General features: G+C 52.5%; 19 protein-coding genes. 8 read left to right on the forward strand and 11 right to left on the reverse strand.

Annotated features, from left to right (window positions below; genetic code table 11):
• Position 1: 1 nt before the first annotated feature.
• The gene (locus AC3CB2_RS05185) at positions 2 to 1,255 is read right to left on the reverse strand and encodes a sarcosine oxidase subunit beta family protein (protein WP_352930394.1); all 1,254 of its coding nucleotides are present in this window, start codon (positions 1,253 to 1,255) and stop codon (positions 2 to 4) included.
• Positions 1,256 to 1,353: 98 nt separating this feature from the next.
• Here AC3CB2_RS05185 and AC3CB2_RS05190 point away from each other — a divergent pair, with 98 nt between their 5' ends.
• Complete coding sequence (locus AC3CB2_RS05190) at positions 1,354 to 2,349, forward strand: GlxA family transcriptional regulator (RefSeq protein ID WP_352930392.1); 996 nt, start codon at positions 1,354 to 1,356, stop codon at positions 2,347 to 2,349.
• On the opposite strand, the gene AC3CB2_RS05195 is transcribed toward AC3CB2_RS05190, so the two are convergent.
• The 6 genes from AC3CB2_RS05195 to AC3CB2_RS05220 form a co-directional block, all read right to left on the reverse strand.
• Positions 2,346 to 2,603, reverse strand: a complete 258-nt coding sequence (locus AC3CB2_RS05195) for a hypothetical protein (protein WP_352930390.1) — start codon at positions 2,601 to 2,603, stop codon at positions 2,346 to 2,348. The two genes, AC3CB2_RS05190 and AC3CB2_RS05195, sit on opposite strands and share 4 nt — an antisense overlap.
• A 216-nt stretch (positions 2,604 to 2,819) precedes the next feature.
• Positions 2,820 to 5,264 carry a GcvT family protein gene (locus AC3CB2_RS05200; protein ID WP_352930388.1) on the reverse strand — a complete coding sequence of 815 codons (2,445 nt, stop codon included), beginning with the start codon at positions 5,262 to 5,264 and terminating at the stop codon, positions 2,820 to 2,822.
• A 7-nt stretch (positions 5,265 to 5,271) separates the two neighbouring features.
• Positions 5,272 to 6,165 (reverse strand): choline/ethanolamine kinase family protein, encoded by an 894-nt coding sequence (locus tag AC3CB2_RS05205; RefSeq protein ID WP_352930387.1) that lies wholly within the window; start codon positions 6,163 to 6,165, stop codon positions 5,272 to 5,274.
• Positions 6,162 to 8,168: an ABC transporter permease gene (locus tag AC3CB2_RS05210; protein ID WP_352930385.1), complete on the reverse strand. Its 2,007-nt coding sequence runs from the start codon at positions 8,166 to 8,168 to the stop codon at positions 6,162 to 6,164. Before AC3CB2_RS05210 ends, AC3CB2_RS05205 begins: the two co-directional genes overlap by 4 nt.
• Positions 8,165 to 9,196, reverse strand: coding sequence for a quaternary amine ABC transporter ATP-binding protein (locus AC3CB2_RS05215; protein WP_352930383.1), 1,032 nt, complete (start codon positions 9,194 to 9,196; stop codon positions 8,165 to 8,167). The genes AC3CB2_RS05210 and AC3CB2_RS05215 overlap by 4 nt, the downstream gene beginning before the upstream one ends.
• A gap of 81 nt (positions 9,197 to 9,277) precedes the next feature.
• On the reverse strand, positions 9,278 to 10,219 hold the full coding sequence (locus tag AC3CB2_RS05220) for an ABC transporter substrate-binding protein (RefSeq protein WP_352930382.1): 942 nt from the start codon (positions 10,217 to 10,219) through the stop codon (positions 9,278 to 9,280).
• Positions 10,220 to 10,466: 247 nt separating this feature from the next.
• On the opposite strand from AC3CB2_RS05220, the gene AC3CB2_RS05225 reads away from it, so the two are divergent.
• Complete coding sequence (locus AC3CB2_RS05225) at positions 10,467 to 11,240, forward strand: DeoR/GlpR family DNA-binding transcription regulator (RefSeq protein ID WP_352930380.1); 774 nt, start codon at positions 10,467 to 10,469, stop codon at positions 11,238 to 11,240.
• Between the two features lie 163 nt (positions 11,241 to 11,403).
• Here AC3CB2_RS05225 and AC3CB2_RS05230 read toward each other — a convergent pair whose 3' ends face one another.
• Together AC3CB2_RS05230 and AC3CB2_RS05235 are read right to left on the reverse strand one after the other, a co-directional pair.
• Entirely contained in the window at positions 11,404 to 12,024 is a 621-nt protein-coding gene (locus AC3CB2_RS05230; RefSeq protein WP_352930378.1) for a 2OG-Fe(II) oxygenase, read from the reverse strand.
• A 215-nt stretch (positions 12,025 to 12,239) separates the two neighbouring features.
• Entirely contained in the window at positions 12,240 to 14,234 is a 1,995-nt protein-coding gene (locus AC3CB2_RS05235; protein WP_352930376.1) for a BCCT family transporter, read from the reverse strand.
• Between the two features lie 585 nt (positions 14,235 to 14,819).
• Between AC3CB2_RS05235 and AC3CB2_RS05240 the strand changes: the two genes are divergently transcribed.
• The 5 genes from AC3CB2_RS05240 to AC3CB2_RS05260 all read left to right on the forward strand — a co-directional run bounded on the left by AC3CB2_RS05240 (position 14,820) and on the right by AC3CB2_RS05260 (position 20,346).
• Positions 14,820 to 16,133 carry an enoyl ACP reductase FabMG family protein gene (locus tag AC3CB2_RS05240; protein ID WP_352930374.1) on the forward strand — a complete coding sequence of 438 codons (1,314 nt, stop codon included), beginning with the start codon at positions 14,820 to 14,822 and terminating at the stop codon, positions 16,131 to 16,133.
• 455 nt (positions 16,134 to 16,588) lie between these two features.
• Positions 16,589 to 17,497 carry a glycine betaine ABC transporter substrate-binding protein OsmF gene (gene osmF / locus AC3CB2_RS05245; RefSeq protein ID WP_352930372.1) on the forward strand — a complete coding sequence of 303 codons (909 nt, stop codon included), beginning with the start codon at positions 16,589 to 16,591 and terminating at the stop codon, positions 17,495 to 17,497.
• A gap of 11 nt (positions 17,498 to 17,508) precedes the next feature.
• Complete coding sequence (locus tag AC3CB2_RS05250) at positions 17,509 to 18,678, forward strand: ABC transporter permease (RefSeq protein ID WP_425328928.1); 1,170 nt, start codon at positions 17,509 to 17,511, stop codon at positions 18,676 to 18,678.
• Positions 18,675 to 19,619 (forward strand): ABC transporter ATP-binding protein, encoded by a 945-nt coding sequence (locus AC3CB2_RS05255; protein WP_352930368.1) that lies wholly within the window; start codon positions 18,675 to 18,677, stop codon positions 19,617 to 19,619. Before AC3CB2_RS05250 ends, AC3CB2_RS05255 begins: the two co-directional genes overlap by 4 nt.
• 28 nt (positions 19,620 to 19,647) lie before the next feature.
• Positions 19,648 to 20,346, forward strand: a complete 699-nt coding sequence (locus tag AC3CB2_RS05260; RefSeq protein ID WP_352931749.1) for an ABC transporter permease — start codon at positions 19,648 to 19,650, stop codon at positions 20,344 to 20,346.
• Positions 20,347 to 20,349: 3 nt separating this feature from the next.
• Here the strand turns inward: AC3CB2_RS05260 and AC3CB2_RS05265 are convergent, their stop codons facing one another.
• The gene (locus tag AC3CB2_RS05265) at positions 20,350 to 22,017 is read right to left on the reverse strand and encodes an acetolactate synthase large subunit (RefSeq protein WP_352930366.1); all 1,668 of its coding nucleotides are present in this window, start codon (positions 22,015 to 22,017) and stop codon (positions 20,350 to 20,352) included.
• Positions 22,018 to 22,295: 278 nt separating this feature from the next.
• A complete protein-coding gene (locus AC3CB2_RS05270; RefSeq protein WP_352931747.1) occupies positions 22,296 to 23,144 on the reverse strand; it encodes an NmrA family NAD(P)-binding protein in 849 nt (282 codons plus the stop codon).
• A 120-nt stretch (positions 23,145 to 23,264) separates the two neighbouring features.
• Here AC3CB2_RS05270 and AC3CB2_RS05275 point away from each other — a divergent pair, with 120 nt between their 5' ends.
• On the forward strand, positions 23,265 to 23,618 hold the full coding sequence (locus tag AC3CB2_RS05275; RefSeq protein WP_352930364.1) for a winged helix-turn-helix transcriptional regulator: 354 nt from the start codon (positions 23,265 to 23,267) through the stop codon (positions 23,616 to 23,618).
• The last annotated feature ends 89 nt before the right edge of the window (positions 23,619 to 23,707 follow it).

Consider the following 23,707-nt stretch of genomic DNA (forward strand, 5'->3'; position numbering starts at 1 on the left):
CTTAATGCGCAACAGCAGCAGCGGCTGCTTCGTCGATCAGACGTCCGGTTTCAAAACGCTCAAGCGTGAATGGTGCGTTGATCGGGTGAGGTTCATCTTGTGCGATTGTATGTGCAAACACATGCGCAGATCCCGGCGTAGCCTTGAAGCCACCCGTGCCCCAACCACAGTTGAGGTAAAGCCCTTGCACCGGCGTTTTGCCAAGGATTGGAGAACGATCCGGCGTCACATCAACGACACCGCCCCACTTGCGCAGCATCCGCATGCGTCGGAAGATCGGGAACACTTCACAAATCGCAGCAAGCGTATGCTCAATCAGTGGAAGCCCGCCGCGTTGGGAGTAAGACACATACTGGTCAGTCCCGGATCCAATCACCAGCTCACCCTTGTCAGACTGGCTGATATAAGCGTGCACGGTGTTCGACATCACCACCTGCGGGAAGATCGGCTTCACGGGTTCTGAGACAAGCGCCTGCAAGGGATAGCTTTCCAGCGGAAGACGAACCCCAGCCGTATCCATAACAACAGATGTGCCACCCGCTGCTGACACCGCGATCTTCTTCGCTTTCACAAAACCACGCGTCGTTTGCAAACCACTCACGGCCCCATCAGGTCCGCGCTCAATGGAAAGAACGGGACAGTTCTGAATGATATCAACACCACGCGCTGCAGCAGCGCGCGCATAGCCCCAGGCCACTGCATCATGCCGCGCTGTACCACCACGCTGCTGGAAGGCGGCACCCATCACTGGATAACGTGCGTTTGGCGAGATGTTGAGTGGTGGGCACTTCTCTTTTGCCTGCTCAGGTGTGAGCCACACATTGTCGACGCCGTTTAGCCGGTTAGCATGGATATGGCGCTTAAAGCTCTGCACATCATGAACATTATGCGCCAGCATCATCACGCCGCGCTGCGAAAACATGACGTTGTAATTGAGGTCCTGGCTAAGCCCATCCCACAGGTCCACCGCATGGTCGTATAGACGTGCGCTTTCGTCATAAAGGTAGTTGGAGCGGATGATGGTGGTGTTGCGACCCGTATTACCGCCGCCAAGCCATCCCTTGTCAATCACCGCTACATTGGTGATGCCATGTTCCTTGGCCAGATAATAGGCAGCACCAAGACCATGCCCACCGGCACCTACGATGATGACGTCATACTCGCTCTTAAGCTCAGCATCAGGCCATTGCGACTCAACATTCTTATAACCCGTAAGTGCGCCCTTCAGGAGCGATACTGCGGAAAATTTTGACAAGGCTACCTCCTTGGAATTCAAGCAAGTTTGCCCACTAAGTAAAATCGTGTATGGTACTCTTGCGAAGAATTTGGAGTATTTTTGCGCAAGGGGTGCAGATGGCAAATACCGTTAGTCCTTCACGGAAATCTCGACCCGCACTCAATGTTGGCTTCATTCTTGCCAACCGTTTCACGCTTTCTGCCTTCGCCAGTTTCATCGACGTCCTGCGCCTTTCTGCAGACGAAGGGGACAGCAGTCGTCCAATCCTTTGTAACTGGAGTGTTATTGCACCCGACATGAAGCCCATCCGGGCCAGTTGTGGCGTGCGCATTCATCCTGATACCGGTTTGGCTGACCCATCCAGCTTTGATTATCTGGTTGTTGTTGGCGGTCTGATTGAACACATAGAGCGACTGGATCGCCGTTATGTAGACTACCTGCAAAGCGCTGTGGCTAAGAATGTTCCGCTGATTGGCCTGTGTACCGGCAGCTTCATCCTGCACCGGGCAGGTCTTATGAACGGATACAAATGCTGCGTTAGCTGGTTCCACCGCACTGATTTTCTGGAACAGTTTGATGGCTTGGAGCCAGTCTCGGACCGGATCTTCGTAGTGGATCGGGACAGAATCTCCGGTTCTGGCGGAACAAGCGCTGTTCATGTGGCGGCCTATCTGGTGGAACGACATGTCGGTCTGCGCCAGGCGCGCAAAAGCCTGAACATCCTCATGGTTGATGAAGCGCAGGATGACAGTAAAGCTCAGCCGTTCCTGCCCACATCACTGAAAACTAAGAATAATTTAGTCCAGCGCGCAGTCCTCATGATGCAGCAGGAGACCGAAAACCTGCGCAGCATTGAGCAACTCTGCAAAATGCTGGGAGTAGGGCGCCGCAGTCTGGAAATGAAGTTCAAAGCGGATCTGGGGAAGTCACCCGCCGAAGCCCTCAGTCACATTCGTGTAGAAGAAGCCAAACGCTTGCTGGATGAAACAGACGCCACCATAACAGACGTAGCAATTCGCTCCGGCTTCTTCGATGCATCCCACTTCAACAAGGTCTTCCAAAAACACACCGGCCAAACCGCCAGCACCTATCGCAAATCCTTGACTACTTAGCTGCGCAGTTTCTTAATCCCAAAACCAACCAGCCCAAACACAGTCGCCCAGAATGCGACTGAGAGCACTGTTGACCACACAAGCAGCAGTGCCGACATGTCTCCTAATGGGATACCTGAGGACCAACTGACAATGATGAAGGGCAGCAGAAGTATATTCGCCAACACAGGCGAAACCTGCAGACCAACAAAAAAGCCCAGAGGGACAGCGATAATCCCGAAGAGAGCTCCGGCGATGATAAAGATGTTTGTCATAATCCAACCAGAAGCGCAAAACTAAGGCAATTCTCAAGCTGTCTTCCAACTTACGGCTTCTCTGTAAACAAGAAAATAAGCTCTGAATCGACGCAACCAACATGCGCGCAGGGAAACCGTTTCAGTTTATCGACCTGAAGAACAGAAAAGGGTTCTCCGAGGTTCTTGCGTTTCTCGAAGAGCAGGGTGGTTATGAGGTCAAACAGACTTCGTAGATTATGCTTTCACACGTAACATCTTTGGATCATATAGCGGCGCAAGGTATACTTCGCAGGGGACTCGTTCTGTGGCGACTTCAAGTTCGTAGTGGCCGCCCAGAACGAAATCTGTATCGACACCGTCGCTGTTTCGGACATATCCAAGACCAATGGATTTTTGGAGTGTGTGTCCAAAACCACCTGAGGACAGCCAGCCGACACGAACCCCATCGCGATAGATTGTCTCGCGGCCTGAGAGGATGATGTCGCTATCTGTCACAAAGGTCGCGAGCATCTTTTTTACGCCGTGGGTCCTTTGCTGTTCGATCGCGTCGCGCCCTTTAAAGGCAATGTTCTTTTTCAGCTTCACAGCCCACCCAAGACCTGCTTCTTCCGGCGTATGGTCAGGCCCGATGTCGCTGCCCCATGCACGATACCCTTTTTCCAGGCGCAGCGTTTCAATGGCTCGGTAACCCGCATTTCGGAGGCCAAACTCTTTGCCAGCTTCATGGAGAGCCGCATATACACTGGTGGCATACTCCACTGGCAAATGAAGTTCCCAGCCGAGTTCCCCTACATAGGTCACTCTCAGAGCGTGGACCGGGCAACCTGAAATGCCGATCTTGCGCGCTTGACCGAAACAGAAACTCTCATTGCTCACATCATCTCGCGTCACCCGCTCCAGGATGTCGCGTGACTTTGGCCCCATGAGGGAGAGCACCGAATAAGCAGAGGTGACATCGATCAGCTGAACATTCATCCCCACGGGAATGTTGCGCGAAATCCAGTCAAAGTCATGGGTCGCAAACCCAGTTCCAGTGACGATGTAGTACTCGTCCTCCGCAACGCGAACACAGGTCAGATCGCACTCGATACCGCCGTGATCATTCAGCATTTGGGTATAGATCAATGTGCCAATTGGCTTGTCGACATCGTTGGCAGCGATCCAGCTGAGCGCATCAACCGCATCAGGGCCTTTCAGAGTAAACTTGGCAAAGGACGTCTGGTCAAAAAGAACGGCAGCAGACCGCGCTGCCTCGTGTTCCCGGCCCACAGGTTCGTGCCAGTTTGGCCGTGAGAACGTGTAGATGTCTTTCTGCTGCTCACCGTTCTTGATATCTGCATACCAGTTGGGCCGCTCCCAGCCCAGCTTCTCACCAAATACAGCACCGTCTGCTTTCAGATGTTCGTAAAGAGGTGACTTGCGGCAAGGGCGACCACTTTCATGCTCTTCATTGGGCCATGCCATTGTGTAGTGTTTGGCGTAGGCTTCTTTGGTGCGTGTTCTGATCCAGTCACTGTCAAAATGCGGGCGGCCAAAGCGGCGGATATCAACGGGCCATAAATCAAACGGCGGTTCACCTTTGGCGATCCATTCAGCCAGAGCCATGCCAGCTCCACCACCAGCAGCAATACCAAAGGCGTTAAAGCCTGCATTGACGTAAAAGTTTTTCAGCTCCGGTGCTTCCCCCATGATGAAGTTCCCGTCGGGAGTGAAACTTTCTGGTCCATTGATCAACTCTTTGATCCCGGCAGTCTCCAGCGCTGGCACACGGCCAAGGGAAAGTTCCATTAAAGGCTCAAAGTGGCCAAAGTCGCTGTCGAGCAAGGTGTAGTGGAAGCCTTTTGGAATACCGTCCTCTGCCCAGCTCAGCGGATTGGCTTCATATCCACCCATCACAAGGCCGCCGACCTCTTCTTTGTAATAGGTCAGTCTGTCCGGATCCCTCAATGTTGGCAGGTCTCTGGGAACACCGGGAATGGGTTCAGTCACGAGATACTGATGCTGCATCGGAACCAACGGTACATTCACACCAACGCTTTTTGCAAAGTCTCGTGTCCATTGCCCGCAGCACGCCACCACAACAGAACAGTCGATCCGACCACGGGAAGTCTCAACACCCTTGATCACACCCTTTTCAACGTCGACGCTCAGCACCTTGGTATCTTCAAAGATCTGCGCGCCAGCCATTCGCGCACCTTTGGCAAGAGAGAGAGTAATATCGGATGGATTTGCCTGACCGTCACTCGGCAAAAAGGTCGCTCCAACCACATCGTCCACCTGCATCAGTGGCCACAACTCCTGCGCTTCCTTCGGCGTCAGCAACTGCATATCAAGCCCGAAAGAATGAGCAGTCGTTGCTTGTCGTTGAACCTCTGTCCAGCGCTCATGATTGCAGGCTAGCCGCAGCCCGCCATTCATCTTCCAGCCCGTCGCTTGCCCGGTTTCCTCTTCGAGGCGCTTGTAAAGATCTACGGAGTAGCCGAGCAACTGAGTGATGTTTGCATTGGACCGCAGCTGCCCCACCAAACCGGCAGCGTGAAAGGTCGTACCAGAGGTCAGCTTCTTCCGCTCCAGCAACACAACGTCCCAGCCCAGTTTGGCAAGGTGATACGCTGTTGAGCATCCAACAATGCCGCCACCAACGATCACAGCTTTGGCCGTTTTCGGTAATTCCTTCATTGCAACCTCATTTTAACTGGAGCTCAGCATAAGCACGTTCAAACCGGAGCAGGTTTTCTCTGGTGTATTCTGCGTAATCAAACTGGATCTTGGATGTCTGTTCGGAAACCATGCTCCACATGCTTTCACGCAGCAAAGATGCACATTTCATCGCGTTGTATCTCTCCCACAACTCATCTGAAACGGGCGTGTCGAAATACGTTTCCAGAAGCATTGTCTGCATGCTTTCTGAAAGGTTGGCGTTGGTGGCAAGCCCTCCAAGGTCAAACAAGGGAGAGTTCATGCCGGCATATTCCCAATCCACCAGCCAAAGCCGACCATTCTCATTCAAAATATTGGCAGGAAGCAAGTCGTTATGGCACAGCACCAGTTGCACCTTGCCAACAATAGCCTCAAGCTTTTGTGCTTTTTGCATCAGGTCATCCAGCTTGGGTATGTGATCGGAATCGAGCAAGCGCAGGGTTTCTGTGTAATCCCTCAGGATATGAAACACCCAGAAAGCCAAAACTGGGCCCCGGATCAACTGGGTTGCGTCTCTGTGTACTTTTCCAAGCAGAGCAACGATCAACTCAAGCATCTCTGGCTGCTGTATTTCTTCCTCACTGAGCGGATCAGCTGGAATGTAATCCTGAACAAGCGCGCCTTTTTGAAAGTATCGAACGGCAGGGGCAACTCCAGCCGCGTGAGCGGCCCGGCAGGCCGAAAGCTCGTTAAATCGCATCACCCCATGTTCAACGATATCTTCCCCCAGCCGAACAACATATGTGCGGCCTTCATCGGTGATCTTCACGTTGAAGTTCGTAATGCCACCGCCCAATATCTCGGCATTGCTGGGTGCTTTCCAGAATGGCAGTTCAAGTGCTTTGGTTACGGCTAATTCCTTCGTCAACGTCTCAGTCATGTCACCAGCCCCAATCTTGCTTGAGAGGATTTAGCGAGCGCGGATAAAATACGGTCTGCAATGATAGCAATCAAAGCAACAGCAAGACCCGCCACGATGCCTTGCCCGGTGTTTGCTTTGGTAAGAGCAATGTAAACTTCCTGGCCCAGGTCGCGCGTTCCAACCAATGCGGTAATCACAAGCATGGAAAGGGCCAGCATGATGGTCTGGTTCAATCCCAGAAGAAGGGAAGGGACCGCCAAGGGCAGTTTGATACGCCAGAGCAACTGCCAGCGCGTGCATCCTGAAACTTTGCCAGCCTCGATAACCTGCGGATTGATCTCGCGTATGCCATGTGCGGCATACCGTAAAGCGGGTGCCATGGCGTAAAGCACGATCGCCACCATGGCGGAAAATTCACCAACCCTGAACAGCATGACAACCGGAATGAGATAAACGAAGCTTGGGAGCGTCTGCAGCGTATCAACCAGTGTGCCAAGAACGCGGTTCGCCCTTTCAGACTGCCCCGCCCAAACCCCAAGTGGCATTCCTATTGCAGCAGCCAGTAAGACCGATACGCCGCAAAGATAAACGGTGATCATCGCGTCCCGCCAGAGGCCGTTTACCGCGATGAACCCAGCAAGAGAGGCGCAGAGCAAGCCAAGCTTAAGGCCACCAACACGCCACCCTACAAGCCCCAGAGCCACAATGCCCCATGCCCACGGGATGCCAACAAAAAAGCGCTTAATCGGTAACAGAAGATAGGTCAGCAGCGTGGTCTTGAGCGCTTCAAACACCTCAAAGAAGTTGATGTTGATCCACTTGATAGCCTCATCCCAAAAGGAACCGGTCGTGAGCGTCAATGTCTCCGGATAGCTTTGCAGAAATGGAAACAACTTGCCCAGCAATGCCAGCACAACAATGCTGAGGAGGGCAATCCCAACCAGAGGCGCCGGCTTGATACGATCAATACCGAGCCCGTCACTTTGTCCGTGGTCTGGCTGAGAAAACGCCTGGCTCAACCGGTCCAATGCAATTGCGATGACAACGATTGCCAATCCAGCTTCGATGCCTCCGCCAATATCCAATCGCCGCAGGGCTGCCAACACGTCATAACCCAACCCACCGGCGCCAATGATTGATGCAATGATGACCATGTTCAGGGAGAGCATGATGACCTGATTGACTCCAACCATGAGTGTTGGCAGAGCCGAAGGCAGCAGAACCTTCCACATCATCTGTTGAGACGTACACCCGGCCATTTGCCCGGCTTCATGTAACTGTGTTGGCACAGATTGAAGAGCAACCAACACAACACGTACCATCGGTGGCATGGCATAGATGATAGTTGCGACCAGCGCGGAAACCGGCCCAAAACCAAACAGGAAGAGGATCGGCACCAGATAAGCGAAGATGGGAACGGTCTGCATAAGATCCAGAACCGGACGCAAAAGGCGTTCAAAACCCGCAGACTTGTAAGCCAGAATGCCAAGCACAAGCCCACCAATCACACCAAATGGCACCGCAATAGCAATTGAAGCCAACGTCACCATCGCGCTTTGCCATTGTCCAAAGGCTGCGAGATAAAAGAAGCAGCCAGCGACCAACAGCGCCAAACGCCTGCCACCAACACGAAGTGCCACTAGTGTCAGCAGCAGCGTAACTGCAATCCAGCTTAAGGACGGCAGAACTTCAACAGCCTGCTGACCCACACCGGAGTTAAAGCCATCCGCTAATAAGGCTCTCACTGCATCATAGGGAAGTTCAATCAACGCAGAAAAGAAACGTGTAAGCTCACGAAACGTGAAAAGCCCAAAACTGGCATCTTCAACCAACCACGACATGAAACTGCTGATCCGGTTGTCCAACTTCCATTCCCACGCACCGGGAAACTTAATGATCCATCGCGCCCCAAAGGCTTTGTACAGCTGAAACGAATAGCTGGAGAGCAACCAGGTTGCAGCAAAAAGAACGCCCCAAAACAGAGCAGGGCTGCGAAAGCGTTCCGAGAGTTGGTTGATCATTCCACCAACTCCTGTTCCAGCAGCAGGCTAACAATCTTATCGCGATCTATGGTTCCAATCGGTTCATCATCATCATTCATCACACGAAATGGACGGTTTGACTTTCCAACTTGAACCGCCACATCCGCGACCTTCAGATGCGCACTCAGATCTCCGGTATACGATCCTGCTGAGCATCCTTGCTCCATGATTGTTGCAAGCTGAATGACTTTGGTCTTGGGAATATGCTGCGTAAATTCTTCCACGTAATCTGTTGCAGGATGAGTGACCAGCTGTTCCGGCGTTGCAATCTGGACGATTTCACCATCCTTCATCACGGCAATTCTGTCTGCTAACCGAATAGCCTCCTCAAAGTCATGGGTGATGAAGATGATCGTCTTGTGAAGCTTGCTTTGAAGTCGCAAAAACTCATTCTGCATTTCTCGCCGGATCAAGGGGTCCAGCGCAGAGAAGGGCTCATCAAGAAACCAGAGATGGGGATCACCAACGAGCGATCGCGCAATTCCAACCCGCTGCTGTTGCCCACCAGAAAGCTCCCGAGGATAGGCGTTTTCACGCCCCGTCAGGCCAACGGTGTTAATCATCTCCTGTGCGCGCGCCTCGCGTTCTGCGCGGCGCACACCCTGCACATCCAATGGAAAGGCGACGTTTTGAAGGACGGTCAGATGCGGCAGCAAGGCAAACTGCTGAAACACCATACCCATCTTCTTGCGCCGGACCTCAATAAGCTCACGCTCAGACATGCTGAGCAGGTCTTGCCCTTCAAAACGTATCGAACCTGCGGTAGGTTCCACCAAACGGGAAAGGCAGCGCACCAAAGTTGATTTACCGGAACCGGAAAGGCCCATGATTACGAAGATTTCGCCCTTCATAATCTGCAGATTGGCAGCACGAACAGCACCCGTCAGCCCAGCAGCATCCAGTGCTGCGAGGTCAGGCCTGGATGGTCTGTCATGCAGAATAGCCTCTGCGTTAGACCCATAGATCTTCCAAAGATCCTGGCAATCCAAAAGGACAGACTGGTTCATGAAACATCCCCACAAGCGCTGATCGTCAACTGGAAGCAAAGGAAGATCTGGCCTCGTATCAAGGCTAGATCCGGGGCAGAGTTATTTTAACCAGCCCTGCCATCTTTCTTCATTTGCAGAGAGCCATTCACTGACAACCGCATCAACGGCTTGCCCCTCCAGATCCACTTTGGAGATCATGGCGCTCATTTCAGCATTGCTGACGTGGAAGTTGGAGATTGCCTGCGCAGCGCCTGGCCATTTTTGACCTAGACCCGCCCAGGCAACCTTCCAGATGGGGCCAGTGGGTTTGCCACAATCATAGGCTGCACCGGGGTTAACTCCCGTTGTCGCATCCTGATAGCAGGCGGCAGAGTAGGGCGGAAACTCAATGAACTTACCGTCATACTTTGCAGGCGCCCAATGCGGCTCATAAAGCCAGAGAATGATGGGCGCCTTGCGTTGATAGGCAGACTCCAACTCTGCAAACAACGCAGCATCGGTACCGGCATGGACAACTTCAAAATCCAGCTCCAGAGCCACGACGCGCTCTTCATCAAACCCGCCCCAGGTGACCGGACCACCTAAATAACGCCCTAATGGTGCAGTCTCAGCAGTTGAAAATGCTTCGGCGCAGTCTTTGAGGGCTTCCCAGTTCGGCAAGCCGGGACAAACGTCCTCCATGTACGATGGATACCACCATTCCTCGATGGCGATCATGCCGCTTTCACCCAGGCTCACCACATTCCCGGTTTCAATGGCTTCATCCATCGCTTCCCGGCCTGTGGTTTCCCAAATCTCCATGGCGACGTGAAGGTCGCCGGTCTTGAGGCCAGCAAACTGAGCAATATAATCGGCTTGTACATACTCGATGTTATAGCCAGCCCGTTTCAGAACTTCCCCCATGATGGTGGTGGTGATGATCTGACCAGACCAGTCATGCGTTGTGATTTTGATTGGATCGAGAGATTCAACGTCGGCCTTGGCTGCACTGATGCTCAAAGCCATGATCAAAGCAACTGATGGAATTCCAGAGTATTTCATCCTGTCCCCTCCTGCAGATGATTTTCCTCATCTCAACGCTGCAAGAATTGAAACCCAGCCCCCGAACAACTCTATCAGCGTGCACTTAGCTTACGTTGAGGTATTTGAGGAAATCAACATAATCCCACAGATATAATTCTAAAATAATGTACCGATGTGTGGGTTAATGTGGCTATTTGAGGCATTTTGTGTTTTGAATAACGGGACTTAACACTGGCATATGCAAAGCTGTTGTGGAGCGGATTTCATGGAAAACATCAATAATCAAACCCAAAGTGAAATCCTGGAAGCGGTCAGAAAGGCAGGAGGAACGAGCCGAATCGTAAGCCTTGCCAGGCACCTTGCAGTCTCAGAAGAAACCATCCGCCGCAACGTGAAGTCACTCGCAAAAGAAGGGTTTCTTGAGAAAGTCCATGGGGGTGTGCGACTGCTTCATGAAGACAATGAGGAAAGCGACTTTCACGCACGAATGCTTGAGCGCCCGGCAGCAAAAAGAAAGATTGCTGCAACTGTCGCAAACATGATTGAAGACGAAAGCTCTCTCTTTTTGGATGTGGGCAGCACCACCGCTTTTATCGCCGATGCGCTTAAAGACCATAAGCGCCTGATGGTCGTCACCAACTCGGTCGCCGTTGCCTACAAACTCGCCACACGAAATGAAAACCGCGTCTTCATGGCAGGTGGAGAACTACGTGCCCATGATGGTGGTGCATTTGGCGCCACAGCAGCAAGCTTCTTCGAGAATTTTCAAACAGACTACGCGATCTTATCTGCTGCTGCCATAAGCTCAAGCAAAGGCATCATGCTGTTTGACCTTGAAGAAGCTCAAATCTCCAGAACAGTCATGCAACATGCCAACTGTAAAATCGTGGCCGCAGATTCCAGAAAGTTCACCCGAACAGCCCCAATCAATGTTTGCGATCCAACTTTGATTGACACCCTTGTCACAGAGCAGAAACCAACCGATACGTTCTATCAGTCAGCAGAGAGTTGGAATGCCAGAGTCATCGTGGCGGACTAACTCGATTAGAAGGCATTATCCGACATCATTACACGACGATATTCCAAACTAACCTTAATCCCAACTGCAGCACGCGTCATCCAATCGACAGGCAACATCGCTGGCAGCTTTGAGACTTCTATGAAGCTCAACCGCCACACTCAGCCATAACGAACAAGTCGGATCAGTTTATCCGCAGCAGCCGCTTCAGCTTTGTTTGGAAACCACCACGCTTTTCCTTCCGTGCCAGCTCTTCCTCTGAAATCAGAAAGGTTGTTTGCACCACGTATCGCTCACCCTTGAAGGATGGGTGTCCATGCCAGCTTGTTTCTGAGCGTTTGAAGGCGAAAACATTGCCAGCAAGAGGAGATACCTCTTCGGCATAGTCATCCATGTCCTTGTCACCGTTCAGTGCGCGAATAGCTCCGCCTTCTGCGTTGTCCCAATCATCATTGAGGTAGATGAGCATGGTGCAGATTTTGGACTTGGAATCGTTGTGTATCCGGCCATCTCCATGTTTGGAGAGGCGGCGCACGGTGATCATCCGTGGTTTGTCTATGAGGTCCAGATCCAGCTTGTCAGAAAGGATCTCTGCAAGTTCAGGCTTCTGTAAATCCTCAATCAAGCTCTGAAAGGCACCAGTCGCCTCCAACTTGGACAGAGGCAAGTAGCCAGTCTGTTTGATCTCAGGATAATCACGACGAATGTCAGCAGCTTGTTCTTTGGTAAGAACATTCTCTCCAACCATGTATTGGAAAGGACTTGTGCGAGTGTTGGAGGCCCTGAGAGCATCGAAATTAATCATTTTCTGACTTCCCTGAAAGCGCTGCTGCCGCGTCGTTAAACTTATATGAATGCAAGCTGTAACACGCTGCGAAAGCTTCCAAAATTGTCAGTTCTCAGTGCAGAATATTCACGTTTGGATTTTAAATGAGAAGAAGTCAGCGGCCTAATCCCACCGCTCTAGGGGAACGAGACGCATGCTGAAACTGTGAAGGCTCCAGCATGCTGTTTGGTGGCTCAGATCAGCTCTGCCTGAGAGAGATGCAGATACTGCATGAAGCGTTCGTATTGAGTCACCACATCCGCGATCAGCTGTTCTTCTGTATAGCCAAGAACATCATACTCCTGACCACCTTGAGCCAAAAACACCTCGACGCGGTAGTAGTTTGTGCCTTCATCATCGCTTTCCTCTTCACCGTCTTCATCATCAATCAGATGACCGGGACCAATCGCCAAAGCCGTGGTGAAGTAGCGTTTTCGCAGGCCGTAAACGAAGATGGTTTCCTCCGATTGCTCTATGGTCAGGCGGTAGTTCCTAGACCCGGTCAGCGTGGTGGTGAAACCGCGTTTCTCGAACTCTTCCTGAACCTTCTCCAGCGCAGGCTTGCCCACGGTCTGCATAAACTGCCGGGCATCCTGCAGTGTCGCATTCTCGGTTAAAGTTCCAATGCGCTGGCGCCAATCCACCGTGCTTTTGGTGTATTGAACCGTGGTGTGGTGCATCTGAAGGTTTTTGGTGCGCAAGGCATCGTCCTGCAAAGCTTTGTAAAGCCCAAAACACATCAACAGCATCACAATGAGGAAGGGCAAGGCACTGGCAATTGTCGCCGTCTGAAGAGCTCCCAGACCACCGGCGTACAATAGGATGATAGCCACAAGACCCTGCAAGACTGCCCAGAACACACGCTGCCATACTGGCGAGTTGATGTCGCCGCCGGATGTGAGGCTATCGATCACCAATGAACCAGAGTCAGAAGAGGTTACAAAGAACACAACCACCAAAACAATGCCAAGCATGGACAGTACGGATGAAAACGGCATGTACTCAAAGAATTTGAAGAGAGCCAGTGAAACATCCGATGAGACAGCCTCAGCCAGATTGTGCGCGCCGCCATGAAGGATCAGATCGATACCGGTGTTCCCGAAAATCGTGAACCAGATCAGACTGAAACCGGTTGGTACAAACAGCAAGCCCACGAGGAACTCGCGAATGGAACGCCCACGCGACACACGGGCGATGAATGTGCCCACAAACGGAGACCATGAAATCCACCAGCCCCAGTAAAGCAGGGTCCAACCACCCAGCCATTCGTCTTTTCTGTCATAGGCATAAAGATTGAATGTCTTATGGATCAGGTCTCCCAGATACGCACCGGCATTTTGAACCGCTGTCTGCAACAACGTAACCGTTGGCCCCACGATCAACACCAGCAACATGATGCAAACTGCAAGAATGAGGTTCGTCTCTGAAAGCCGCTTCACACCTCTGTCGAGGCCAGAAAAGACTGATGCTGTCGCCATGCTGGAGATCAACACGATCAGGACAATCTGAGAGGTCGTCGAAACCGGAACATCAAACAGATAGTTGAGCCCTGAGTTTACCTGAAATGCGCCGTACCCAAGCGACGTAGAAACACCAAACAACGTCCCAAGCACCGCGAATGTATCCACCGCATGACCAATCGGCCCGTAGATGCGCTCTCCGATAAGCGGATAGAGCGCCGAGCGAGGCAGCAACGGCAGCTGATGGCGATAGGTGAAGTAGGCCAGCGATAGGGCAACCACGCCGTAGATCGCCCAGGCATGCAGACCCCAATGGAACATGGTGATCTTCATGGCTTCGCGGGCAGCTTCAATCGTGTAGCCTTCCATCCCCGGAGGAGACATGAAGTGCATGATTGGCTCAGCCACACCAAAGAACACAAGTCCGATCCCCATGCCTGCCGAAAACAGCATGGCAAACCAGCTTTTGTAGCTATAGTCCGGTTCTGCATGGTCGGGCCCCAGTTTGATGTCCCCAAACCGGCTCACCATAATGAACAGGATGAACAGCAGAAAGATCGCAACGGCAAGAATGTAAAGCCACCCGGTATTGGTTTCGATCCAGTCCTGAATGCTGGTGTAAAACTCCTGAGACCCCTTCGGCCAGATCACCGCAGTGAGCAGCAGCAGGAAGATCAGCGAGATCGAACTGATAAAGACGGGGGGATTGAACTTATGTTTTATTGTCATGGCGTGCTTCAACAAGCGCCGAAAAATGCAAAAAGACGCACGAGTGACGAGACCTGCATTTTTTATGGTCAAACTAACTTGGTTGTGTAGACGGTCCCTTAAAACAACCAGTCCAACTCTGGCTTGTTCTGATTGAACTCAAAGCAGAACAGCAAAAGCGGGGCGCTGGAGATACGCCCACTCCATCTGCCAGGCAAATGCTTTTGTGTCGCAGTCCGCATTACCTATTACTCGGTTATTTTTCGCAGTTTGAGCTTACTTTAAAGTAATGCGCTTGGATGAAATGGTATTCACGACGCAAAGGGCTAAGAAATGGCCTGCTTAACACGTTAATCATCTAAAAATGGCACTCAAAAACTCTTCTCAGAGTGTTTTGGTGCAACCAATCCTGAAAAAGCCTGATTTAGCGCCTGTATGGTGTTGACCGTTCAAATCCAAAAAGGTTAGCTGCGGCATTACAACTGTTTCTCGCGTGGGCTGTGCCATAGGGGCACGAACCACCAGACAAAGAAAAACACCATGTTCGTGCAGCACCAACATGCGCGCGAAGTGGTTTACCATTGTTAAACTCCTTGGAAGATCTTGATGAACACATCCAGACCGCTCGAAAAAATCAGTCACAACACCCTGTTCCGGGAAGGTGATATCTTCGTTCTGTTCGGCGAGCTTTTTGGACGCGGCTATGCCACTGGCCTGCTGGAGCAAGCCAAAGCTGCAGGCATGGACGTCATCGGCATCACCGTTGGTCGCCGCGACGCTGACAACACACTGCGTGCGCTGACAGACGAAGAGCTGGCAGAAGCTGAAGCGAACCTTGGCGGCAAAATCATCAACGTGCCTCTGATGGCTGGCTTTGATCAGGATGCGCCAGAAGGCACACCAACGCCAACCGAACTGGTCAACGAAATGACCATGGACACCTGGCAGGAGCACAAGCTCGACTGGGATCATCTGGCAAAATGCCGTGAGCTGGGCACACAGCGTTTTAAAGCGTCCCTGGCAAAGATCATGGAACAGCTGAATGGCATGATCCCGGCAGGCAAGAACGTGTTCTTCGCCCACACCATGGCTGGCGGCATTCCACGTGCAAAAGTCTTCATGGCAATCGCAAACCGCATCTATAAAGGCCGCGGCGCACGTCATATGCCATCTCAGAACCTGATCGACAGCGATCTGGGCAAGCTGATCCTGCAGAACTTCGACGAAGTGACCGCAAACAGCTTCGGTCATCTGCTGGAAGCAAGTAAATCCATCCGCGAGCGCATTGAAGCAGACGGTGGTCAGGTGCGTTACACCGCTTACGGTTACCACGGCACTCGCGTTCTGATTGATGGCGAGTACAAATGGCAGACCTACACCAGCTACACGCAGGGCTTTGCCAAAATGAACCTGGAAAACTTTGCGAAAGCGGCTTGGGATAATGGCGTGAAGGCAACCGTCTTCAACTGTCCTGAAATCCGCACCAACTCTTCTGATGTTTTCGCAGGTATTGAGCTGTCTCTTTTGCCTCTGCTTGCAGCCTTAAAAAAAGAAGGTGGCGGCGCATGGGTGGATGGTATCTGGCAGAAGTGTCAGGACCTGCTGAAAGACGACGCCACCGTGGAAGACATGCTGCAGAAAGTCTCTGACTATCAGCAGGATGATGCCATGCAGCCGTTCTACAATTTCGAAGCATGGCCAATGCAGAACTCTGCAGCGCAGGTCGACAAGACCGTTGGCACCTCTCAGGAAATCGTAGACCTGCACAAAAACCGCAAAGAGCTGATCAGCGATGAGCTGAGCCAGCACGTGGTCGCAGCAACCGGCGCGCTCATCTTCGGCGAAGCCAGCGAACCAGCAGCTCCAGTCCTCTGGCTCGACCACGACATGGTCGCCCAAAGCCTCATTCAGTCCAACTGAACCTAAGCAGTAAAAGCGAAACATTTTGAAAAACGGCCCTTCATTTGGAGGGCCGTTTTTATTGCAAACACAGATTGTCTTGGTAATTGATGCAAAACCTTGCGGTGAGGGCTGAGCTGCGTTTATGCTGAGAAACTGACAGACAGCAAGAACAATGGATTAATCGGAAATTTGCGGTGGACTCCGGTTGTCTGGTGGCAAGCGGTTACCTATATGGATAATTCCTTAGCACAGCTCGGAACCAAGTTTGGCTCACAAGAGCGTGCTGGAAGGCAAACATAGCCGCGGAGCTAGGAGAATTCTCAGGTGACATTCAAAGGAATTTGCGAAATCGATTCCATCGGGCATCCGCAAATTTAGGACAATCGTCCTTTCACGAACGTCACATTCTTCCCATAATCGAAAATTCAAATTGCATTGCCAAAAACAGAGAGCTTTGAGGAGCTTACTTCGCTATGACACTTAATCGAATTCTTGCTGCAATCGGCATGACCGGAGCCCTCACAGTTGCGGCTCACGCTGAAATCGTTGTTTCTTCCAAAATTGATACAGAAGGTGGCCTCCTCGGAAACATCATCGCTCTAGCACTTGAAGATGCTGGTCTGCCTGTTGAGCGTCGTCTGCAGCTCGGCGGCACGCAAGTGGTGCGTGAAGCGCTGCTGGCGGATCAGATTGATATCTATCCAGAATACACCGGCAACGCCGCTTACTTCCACAATGAAGCGGACAGCAATGTCTGGAAAGATGCAAAGGCTGGCTATGCCCGCGCAGCTGAGCTGGATGGCGAAAAGAACAGCTTGGTATGGCTGCAGCCAGCCCCGGCGAACAACACCTGGGCAATTGCTGTAACTGGCGCTCTGGCAAGCCAGAACAACCTTGCAACCATGTCAGATTTTGGCGCATGGGTTGCAAAAGGTGGTGACGTCAAACTGGCGGCTTCAACAGAGTTCGTGTCCTCACCAGCTGTTCTGCCGGCAATGCAGGAAGCTTACGGCTTCAAACTTTCTCCAGACCAGACAGTTGTTCTTTCTGGCGGTGATACAGCAGCAACCATTCAGGCAGCAGCTCGTGGAACTTCCGGCGTAAATGCAGCCATGGCCTATGGCACCGATGGCGGCGTTGCAGCGACAGGTCTTGTTGTGATGACCGACGACAAGGGCGTTCAGCCGGTTTATGAGCCAGCGCCGGTTATTCGCAGCGAAACCCTGAAAGAGTATCCGCAGGTTGCTGAAGTTCTGAACCCAATCTTTGCTGGTCTGGATCTGGCAACGCTTCAGGAACTCAATGGCCGCATTCAGGTTGGCGGTGAGCCAGCAGCTGCTGTTGCGAAGGACTACCTGACCAAGACTGGTGTTCTGGACTAATTACCCACGTTATGCCTAGCAGGATCAAATCGTCGGTCTCAGGGCCCGGACTTTTGTTCGCGGTTCTGGGGCTTTTTGCCTTGTTCGCGCCTTTTCTGACGCTCGCAGCCAACCGGATCGTGGCGGGTGAGGGTATCCCTGTCTGGGCAGTTGCTGCACCGGAAGTGACTGGTCCAGGGCTTTTTTTCATAGCCCTGAGCCTTGTTCTGGGCCTGCCAGCCGCTCTCCCTAAACTGAGGCTGGTAGGTGCAGCCTTGGGCATTGCTGCTTTGGTCTGGCTGCTCATGCATGGCAGTGAAACGCTCCTGCAAGGGGCAGGGACGTATGCAAGGGTGTCTTTAGGAAGCGGGTTCTGGTTCCTCTTTGCGATCCTGCTCTTGCTCGCAGCTGATGCGCTATCGTATCTCGCTCCCGGTCCGCTCACGCGCGGTGCGCTCTTGATTGGAACGATAGTGGCTTTTGTCCTGATCCTGTGGTCAGGGGCTTTGACTGACCTTTCCATCTTCAAAGAATACGCCAGCAGACAGGATGCCTTCTTTGATGCTGCAGGACGGCATTTAGGATTAGCCTTTGGTTCTTTAGCTATTGCAGCAGCCATTGGCTTCCCGCTTGGTGTTTTAAGCCACCGAAATGAGACTCTGCGAAGTGCGGTGCTGCCGATACTCAGTTTCCTCCAGACAATTCCGTCACTTGCCATGTTCGGCATCATGATCCCGATCTTGGCATGGGTTGGCACAACAGTGCCCGGCGCGCGGGAACTGGGCGTTGCCGGGATTGGATTTCTTCCGGCTTTTCTGGCGCTTGTCATCTACTCTTTGCTGCCAGTTGTTGCCAACACCGTTGCAGGGCTGGAGGCCGCACCACCAGCGGCAATGGATGCAGCGCGCGGTATGGGGATGACACGCAATCAACGATTGTTTCAAGTCCAGCTGCCGCTTGGTCTGCCTGTCATGCTCGCAGGCATCCGCATTGTTCTGGTGCAGAACATCGGTCTTGCAGTCATTGCTGGGCTGATTGGCGGCGGTGGCTTTGGAACCTTTGTTTTCCAGGGTCTCAATCAAACCGCAACAGATTTGATCCTGCTCGGAGCCTTGCCAACGGTGGCACTGGCTCTGGTCTCTGCGATCACAATGGACATTCTGGTCGAACTCGCCCAGCCAAACACAATGAGGCATCAATGATTGAGATCGACAACATCACGAAGATCTACGAGGGGCGCTCTGCTGTTGATGCCGTTTCTATGACCATTGAGAGCGCAACGATCACCGCTATTGTCGGCACCTCCGGCTCCGGCAAAAGCACGCTGCTGCGTATGATCAACCGCCTTGTTGAACCAACTTCAGGCGAAGTGCGGATCAATGGAGAGCCAACAACAGGCATGGCGAAGAACGCGCTGCGCAGACGGATCGGCTACGCCATTCAGGGACACGGCCTCTTTCCGCACCACACCGTTGCCCGCAACATTGGCGCTGTTCCAAGGCTGCTGGGATGGGACAAGGCAAAGATACAGGATCGGGTCGACGAACTCCTCGATCTGTTCTCTATGCCACCTGAAGAGTTTCGCAGCCGCTATCCGGCAGAACTCTCAGGTGGACAGCAGCAACGCGTCGGTGTGGCTCGCGCTCTAGCATCCCGCCCAGACCTTCTGCTCATGGACGAACCTTTCGGGGCGCTCGATCCCATCATTCGCACAAGAGCCCAGGCAGACCTGCACCGTATCCAGCGCACGCTTGGCTCGACAATCCTTCTTGTCACCCATGACATGGAAGAGGCCATCCAGTTGGGGGATCAGGTCGCGGTTATGGATCAGGGGCGTCTGGTCCAGCACGGAACCCCGGCAGAGATCATCAGCAACCCAGCAACGGACTTTGTTGCGGAGATGGTTGGCGGTGTTGATCGCCCACTCCGCTTGCTGTCCTTGCTATCCATCTCTGACATTCTGGAGGATGGTGCTGTTGAGGGTGAGCCAATAGATGAGAAGGCGAACCTGCGAGAGGCTTTGTCTGCGTGTCTGTGGAGCGGAAGAGATGCTGTCCCGGTGGAACGGAATGGCGAACTAGTCGGCCACGTGACCTTGGAAGCAATCCGGTCAAGAGCGGAGGGCACCCATGAGCTGGGCTAACCTCCTGAGAGCCATTGTTTGTGCCTTGATGCTCGCGCTGGTTCTGCGTCCTGAATGGTTTGAACCCATGTTCGCACCATTTGCACCACAGGGCACCGCAATCATCTATAATCGCGCATCACTTCTGTCGCTCTCGTTGAGCCACCTCGGTATCGTCGCTGCTGCCTCAGTGGCTGCGATCATTGTTGCAGTATTGCTGGCCATCCTTGTGACACGACCATCGGGCAAAGCCTTTCTGCCACTCTCCCGCACAATCGCGAATATGGGCCAGACGTTCCCACCTATTGCCGTGCTTGCTCTGGCTGTCCCCATGCTGGGATTTGGCTCAGGGCCAACGTTGGTCGCCTTGTTCCTCTATGGCATCCTGCCCATCTTTGAAAACACCATGACCGGCCTTTCAACCCTGCCACCAGCCACAATGGAAGCGGCCCGAGGAATAGGCCTCAGCCGCCGGCAGCGCCTGTTTCAGGTCGAACTCCCGCTGGCACTCCCGTTGATCCTCACCGGCATTCGACTATCGGTCGTCATTGCCATAGGCACCGCCACAATCGGCTCAACCGTTGCTGCGCGTACACTGGGGGAGGTCATCATTGCAGGCCTGCTCACCAACAACACCGCCTACGTCCTGCAAGGTGGCCTCATTGTCGGCCTGTTCGCCGTCCTGATCTACGATGCACTCACCCAGCTGGAAACCTTCTTCCAAAAACGCCTTGGATTGGCCCACTAAGGGTTAAATCAAGCAGGTCTTTGCGGCCAGTTCATCAATCAGAACCCGTTGATTTTCGCTGTAATCAACGGGGACGTCCACCAGATGTACGCCGCCAGCTTCAAAGGCCTTCTCGAATGTCGGAACAAGATCCTCCGTACGCGTAATACGATGACCGGTGGCGCCATAACTGTTGGCATAGGCAACAAAATCCGGATTGCCGAATTGCAGGCCCCAGTCAGGGAAACCGGCATGGGCCTGCTTCCAGCGGATCATGCCGTATGAACTGTCATCAAGCACAACGACCACCAGATTGAGCTTTTCCCGAACAGCAGTCTCCATCTCCTGACTGTTCATCATGAAGCCGCCATCTCCACAAATCGCCATGACCCGCTTTTCCGGATTGAGCTTGGCAGCCATCATGGCAGACGCCAGACCTGCACCCATCGTCGCCAGTGCGTTGTCCAGAAGAATGGTGTTGGGCTTGTGAGCCTTGTAGTTGCGGGCATACCAGATTTTGTAGATGCCATTATCCAGCGCGATAATGTCATCATCTCCCATCACCTTTCGGGTATCTGCCACCAATCGCTGCGGGATTACTGGGAAGCGGGAGACATCGGACCCTTCAGAGGTGTGCAAATCTGTTTCCTTTTTGATGCGCTCAAAGTAACTGCGATCAAACTCCAGCGGTCCGCCAAGGATATCTCCCAGACGTGTGATGGACTTTGCAAGATCACCAACCACTTCAACCTGAGGGAAATATACCTGATCCACCTGCGCGGCCTTATAGTTCAGGTGAATGACCTTGGTGCCGCCGGGCTCCATCAGGAAAGGCGGTTTCTCAACCACATCATGGCCTACATTGATAATCAGATCCGCCCGTGCGATTGCGCAGTGGATGTAATCGCCATCAGACAGTGCTGCCGTTCCCAAAAACAGATCGGAGCGCTCATCGATCACCCCTTTGCCCATCTGGGTATTGAAGAACGGGATCTGCGTTTTTTCAGCAAATGCACTCAGCGCAGCGTGCGCATCCTTCCGGTTTGCGCCAGCCCCCAGAAGAAGCAGTGGCATCTTAGCGTCGCGGATCATCTCAGCCGCTTCATCAAGCACCGTATCGCCAGCAATGGCATAGTACCGTGGGTGAGGCAGCAGCAGTGGCTCATCAGTCTCTTCGATTGCAATGTCTTCCGGTAACTCCAGAAGCACGGTGCCGGGGCGTTCTTCTTCCGCGACCCGAAAGGCTTCACGAACGAGGGCAGGGATGGTGTTCCCGTTGATAATAGCCTTCGACATCTTGGTGATCGGCTCATAAAGGCTCACGATATCAACGATCTGAAACTGTCCTTGTTTGGATTGCTTGATCGGTTTTTGACCTGTGATCATGATCAGCGGCATCCCGCCAAGATAGGCGTAGGCTGCCGGTGTCGCCAGATTGGTGGCGCCAGGCCCAAGCGTTGCCATGCACACACCGGCCTTGCCTGTCAGGCGCCCATAGGTTGCTGCCATAAAGCCTGCGCCTTGCTCATGCCGGTTGAGTACCAACTCAATCGATGATGTGCGCAGCGATTCAACGATATCGAGGTTTTCTTCGCCGGGAACGGCAAAAACGTACTCTACCCCTTCCGCCTCCAGTGCCGCCACAAGAAGATCAGAAGCTTTCATCGGCGCTTTGGGTGCAGTCTCAGGCATAAGAAGGCCTCCATTCAGTCAAGGCTTGGTTTTGGCGGGGCAGGTGGAAAACCTGACACTCACAGCCAGCCTAAAGTGAACAGTTCGCGCCCACAATCTTGGGAAATAGAGGGAAGTAGCAGATAGTAAATCATCTGCCATTTCTCAACTCACTTGTTTGATTAAAGAGATAGGCACTTTCCTGTCTTTCAAGGCACCCAGATCGCGCTCTACCCCTACATAAAAGGCTCAGCACCTACAAAGCTAGATATGCTTCAGAATCGACACATCTAAGGAACCTACCAGTTCGCACTGGCGGCAAATTGCGCAAACGATTGTGGTGGCGTTCCTGTTATCGTGTTTACATCATTAAACACACGAGCCATGATGCCTTCCCGGGTCAAATGATAGAGCCCGCCAAACATTTCAACGGAAGCCTCTGGCATGCCTTGCGCACGTGCTGCGGCCAGCATCTCTTCCTCGCTCAAAGCGTGGTACTGGATGGACCTACCAGTTTTCTTGGAGATGATCCGAGCAACATCTGAGTGACTGATAGCTTCAGGACCGCTCAAATTAAACTCTCCATCGTACAGCATTTCGTCAAAAGCGACCGCTGCACAAGCACCAATGTCTTTGCAGGCTACAAAACTGGTCTTTGCTTCATCTGCGGCCAGAAAAATGCCACCCTCTGCGATCATTGGCGCAATAAAGCCGCTCGTAAAGTTCTCCATGATGAAGTTGGGCCGGAAGATGGTGTAGTTTACTCCGCAGGCCATCAAATACTTTTCTGTTATGCGCAAAGCGTCATCCTCCTCAAACTCAACTCCGAAAGACGAGTTAAGGATGATGTGGTTCACTCCGGCCTTTTTAGCAGCATCAATGAAGGGAATAAGAACCCTTTGAACAAACGGATCCATAGGTGGTGCTATCAGGTAAACGCCATTTATCCCTTCAAGGGCTGCCTTAACGGTTTCTGTTTCACTATAAACAAGTTTCACTTTTTCAACGCGGTCATCGTATTGGGCGGTCTCTGGACGCGTCGAGCCTGCTTGTACATTCATTCCTTTGGCGAGAAGCGCACTCACAACAGCACCGCCTATGTTTCCCGTTGCACCTGTCACCAGGAATTTTGCTTTATTTGTCATCATCTCTCTCAATCATTTCACGAGACTAAGATTGACTTGGCCAAGACGGGGGCTAACGTAGGCCTACTGGTGCCAGTAGTTAAGTACGCACCTTTTGGTAACTATAAATTTGTGAGGGATATGATGAGCATTAAGCTGCCTGCTAACCCATATGGCGCGGAGTGTCCCTCTCGGCAACTTCTTGAAATTATTGGCGGTAAGTGGTCTTTGCTGATCCTGCCAGCGCTGTTGGATGGTCCAAAGAGAAACAGCGAGCTTATGAGGAAGATAGAAGGCATTTCTCAGAAAATGCTCTCGCAAACTTTGAGATCTTTAGAAGATGCCAAGCTTGTTCATCGGCATGATTATGGCGAAGTACCACCGCGAGTAGACTATCGCCTGACTGAGCATGGAAAGTCTTTGGTCGGTATCGTCGCGCAGCTGGATCAATGGGTCATTGATCATTATGAAACCGTTATTCAGCGTGAGCAAAATTAGAGCAAACGCCAGCATCTGACGTTTCAGCATGAGATCAATAAAAAAGGCCCTGAACCGAAGCTCAGGGCCTTTTTTGTAATCAGGTGTCA

It is taken from the genome of Pseudovibrio sp. SCP20, from assembly GCF_057774105.1.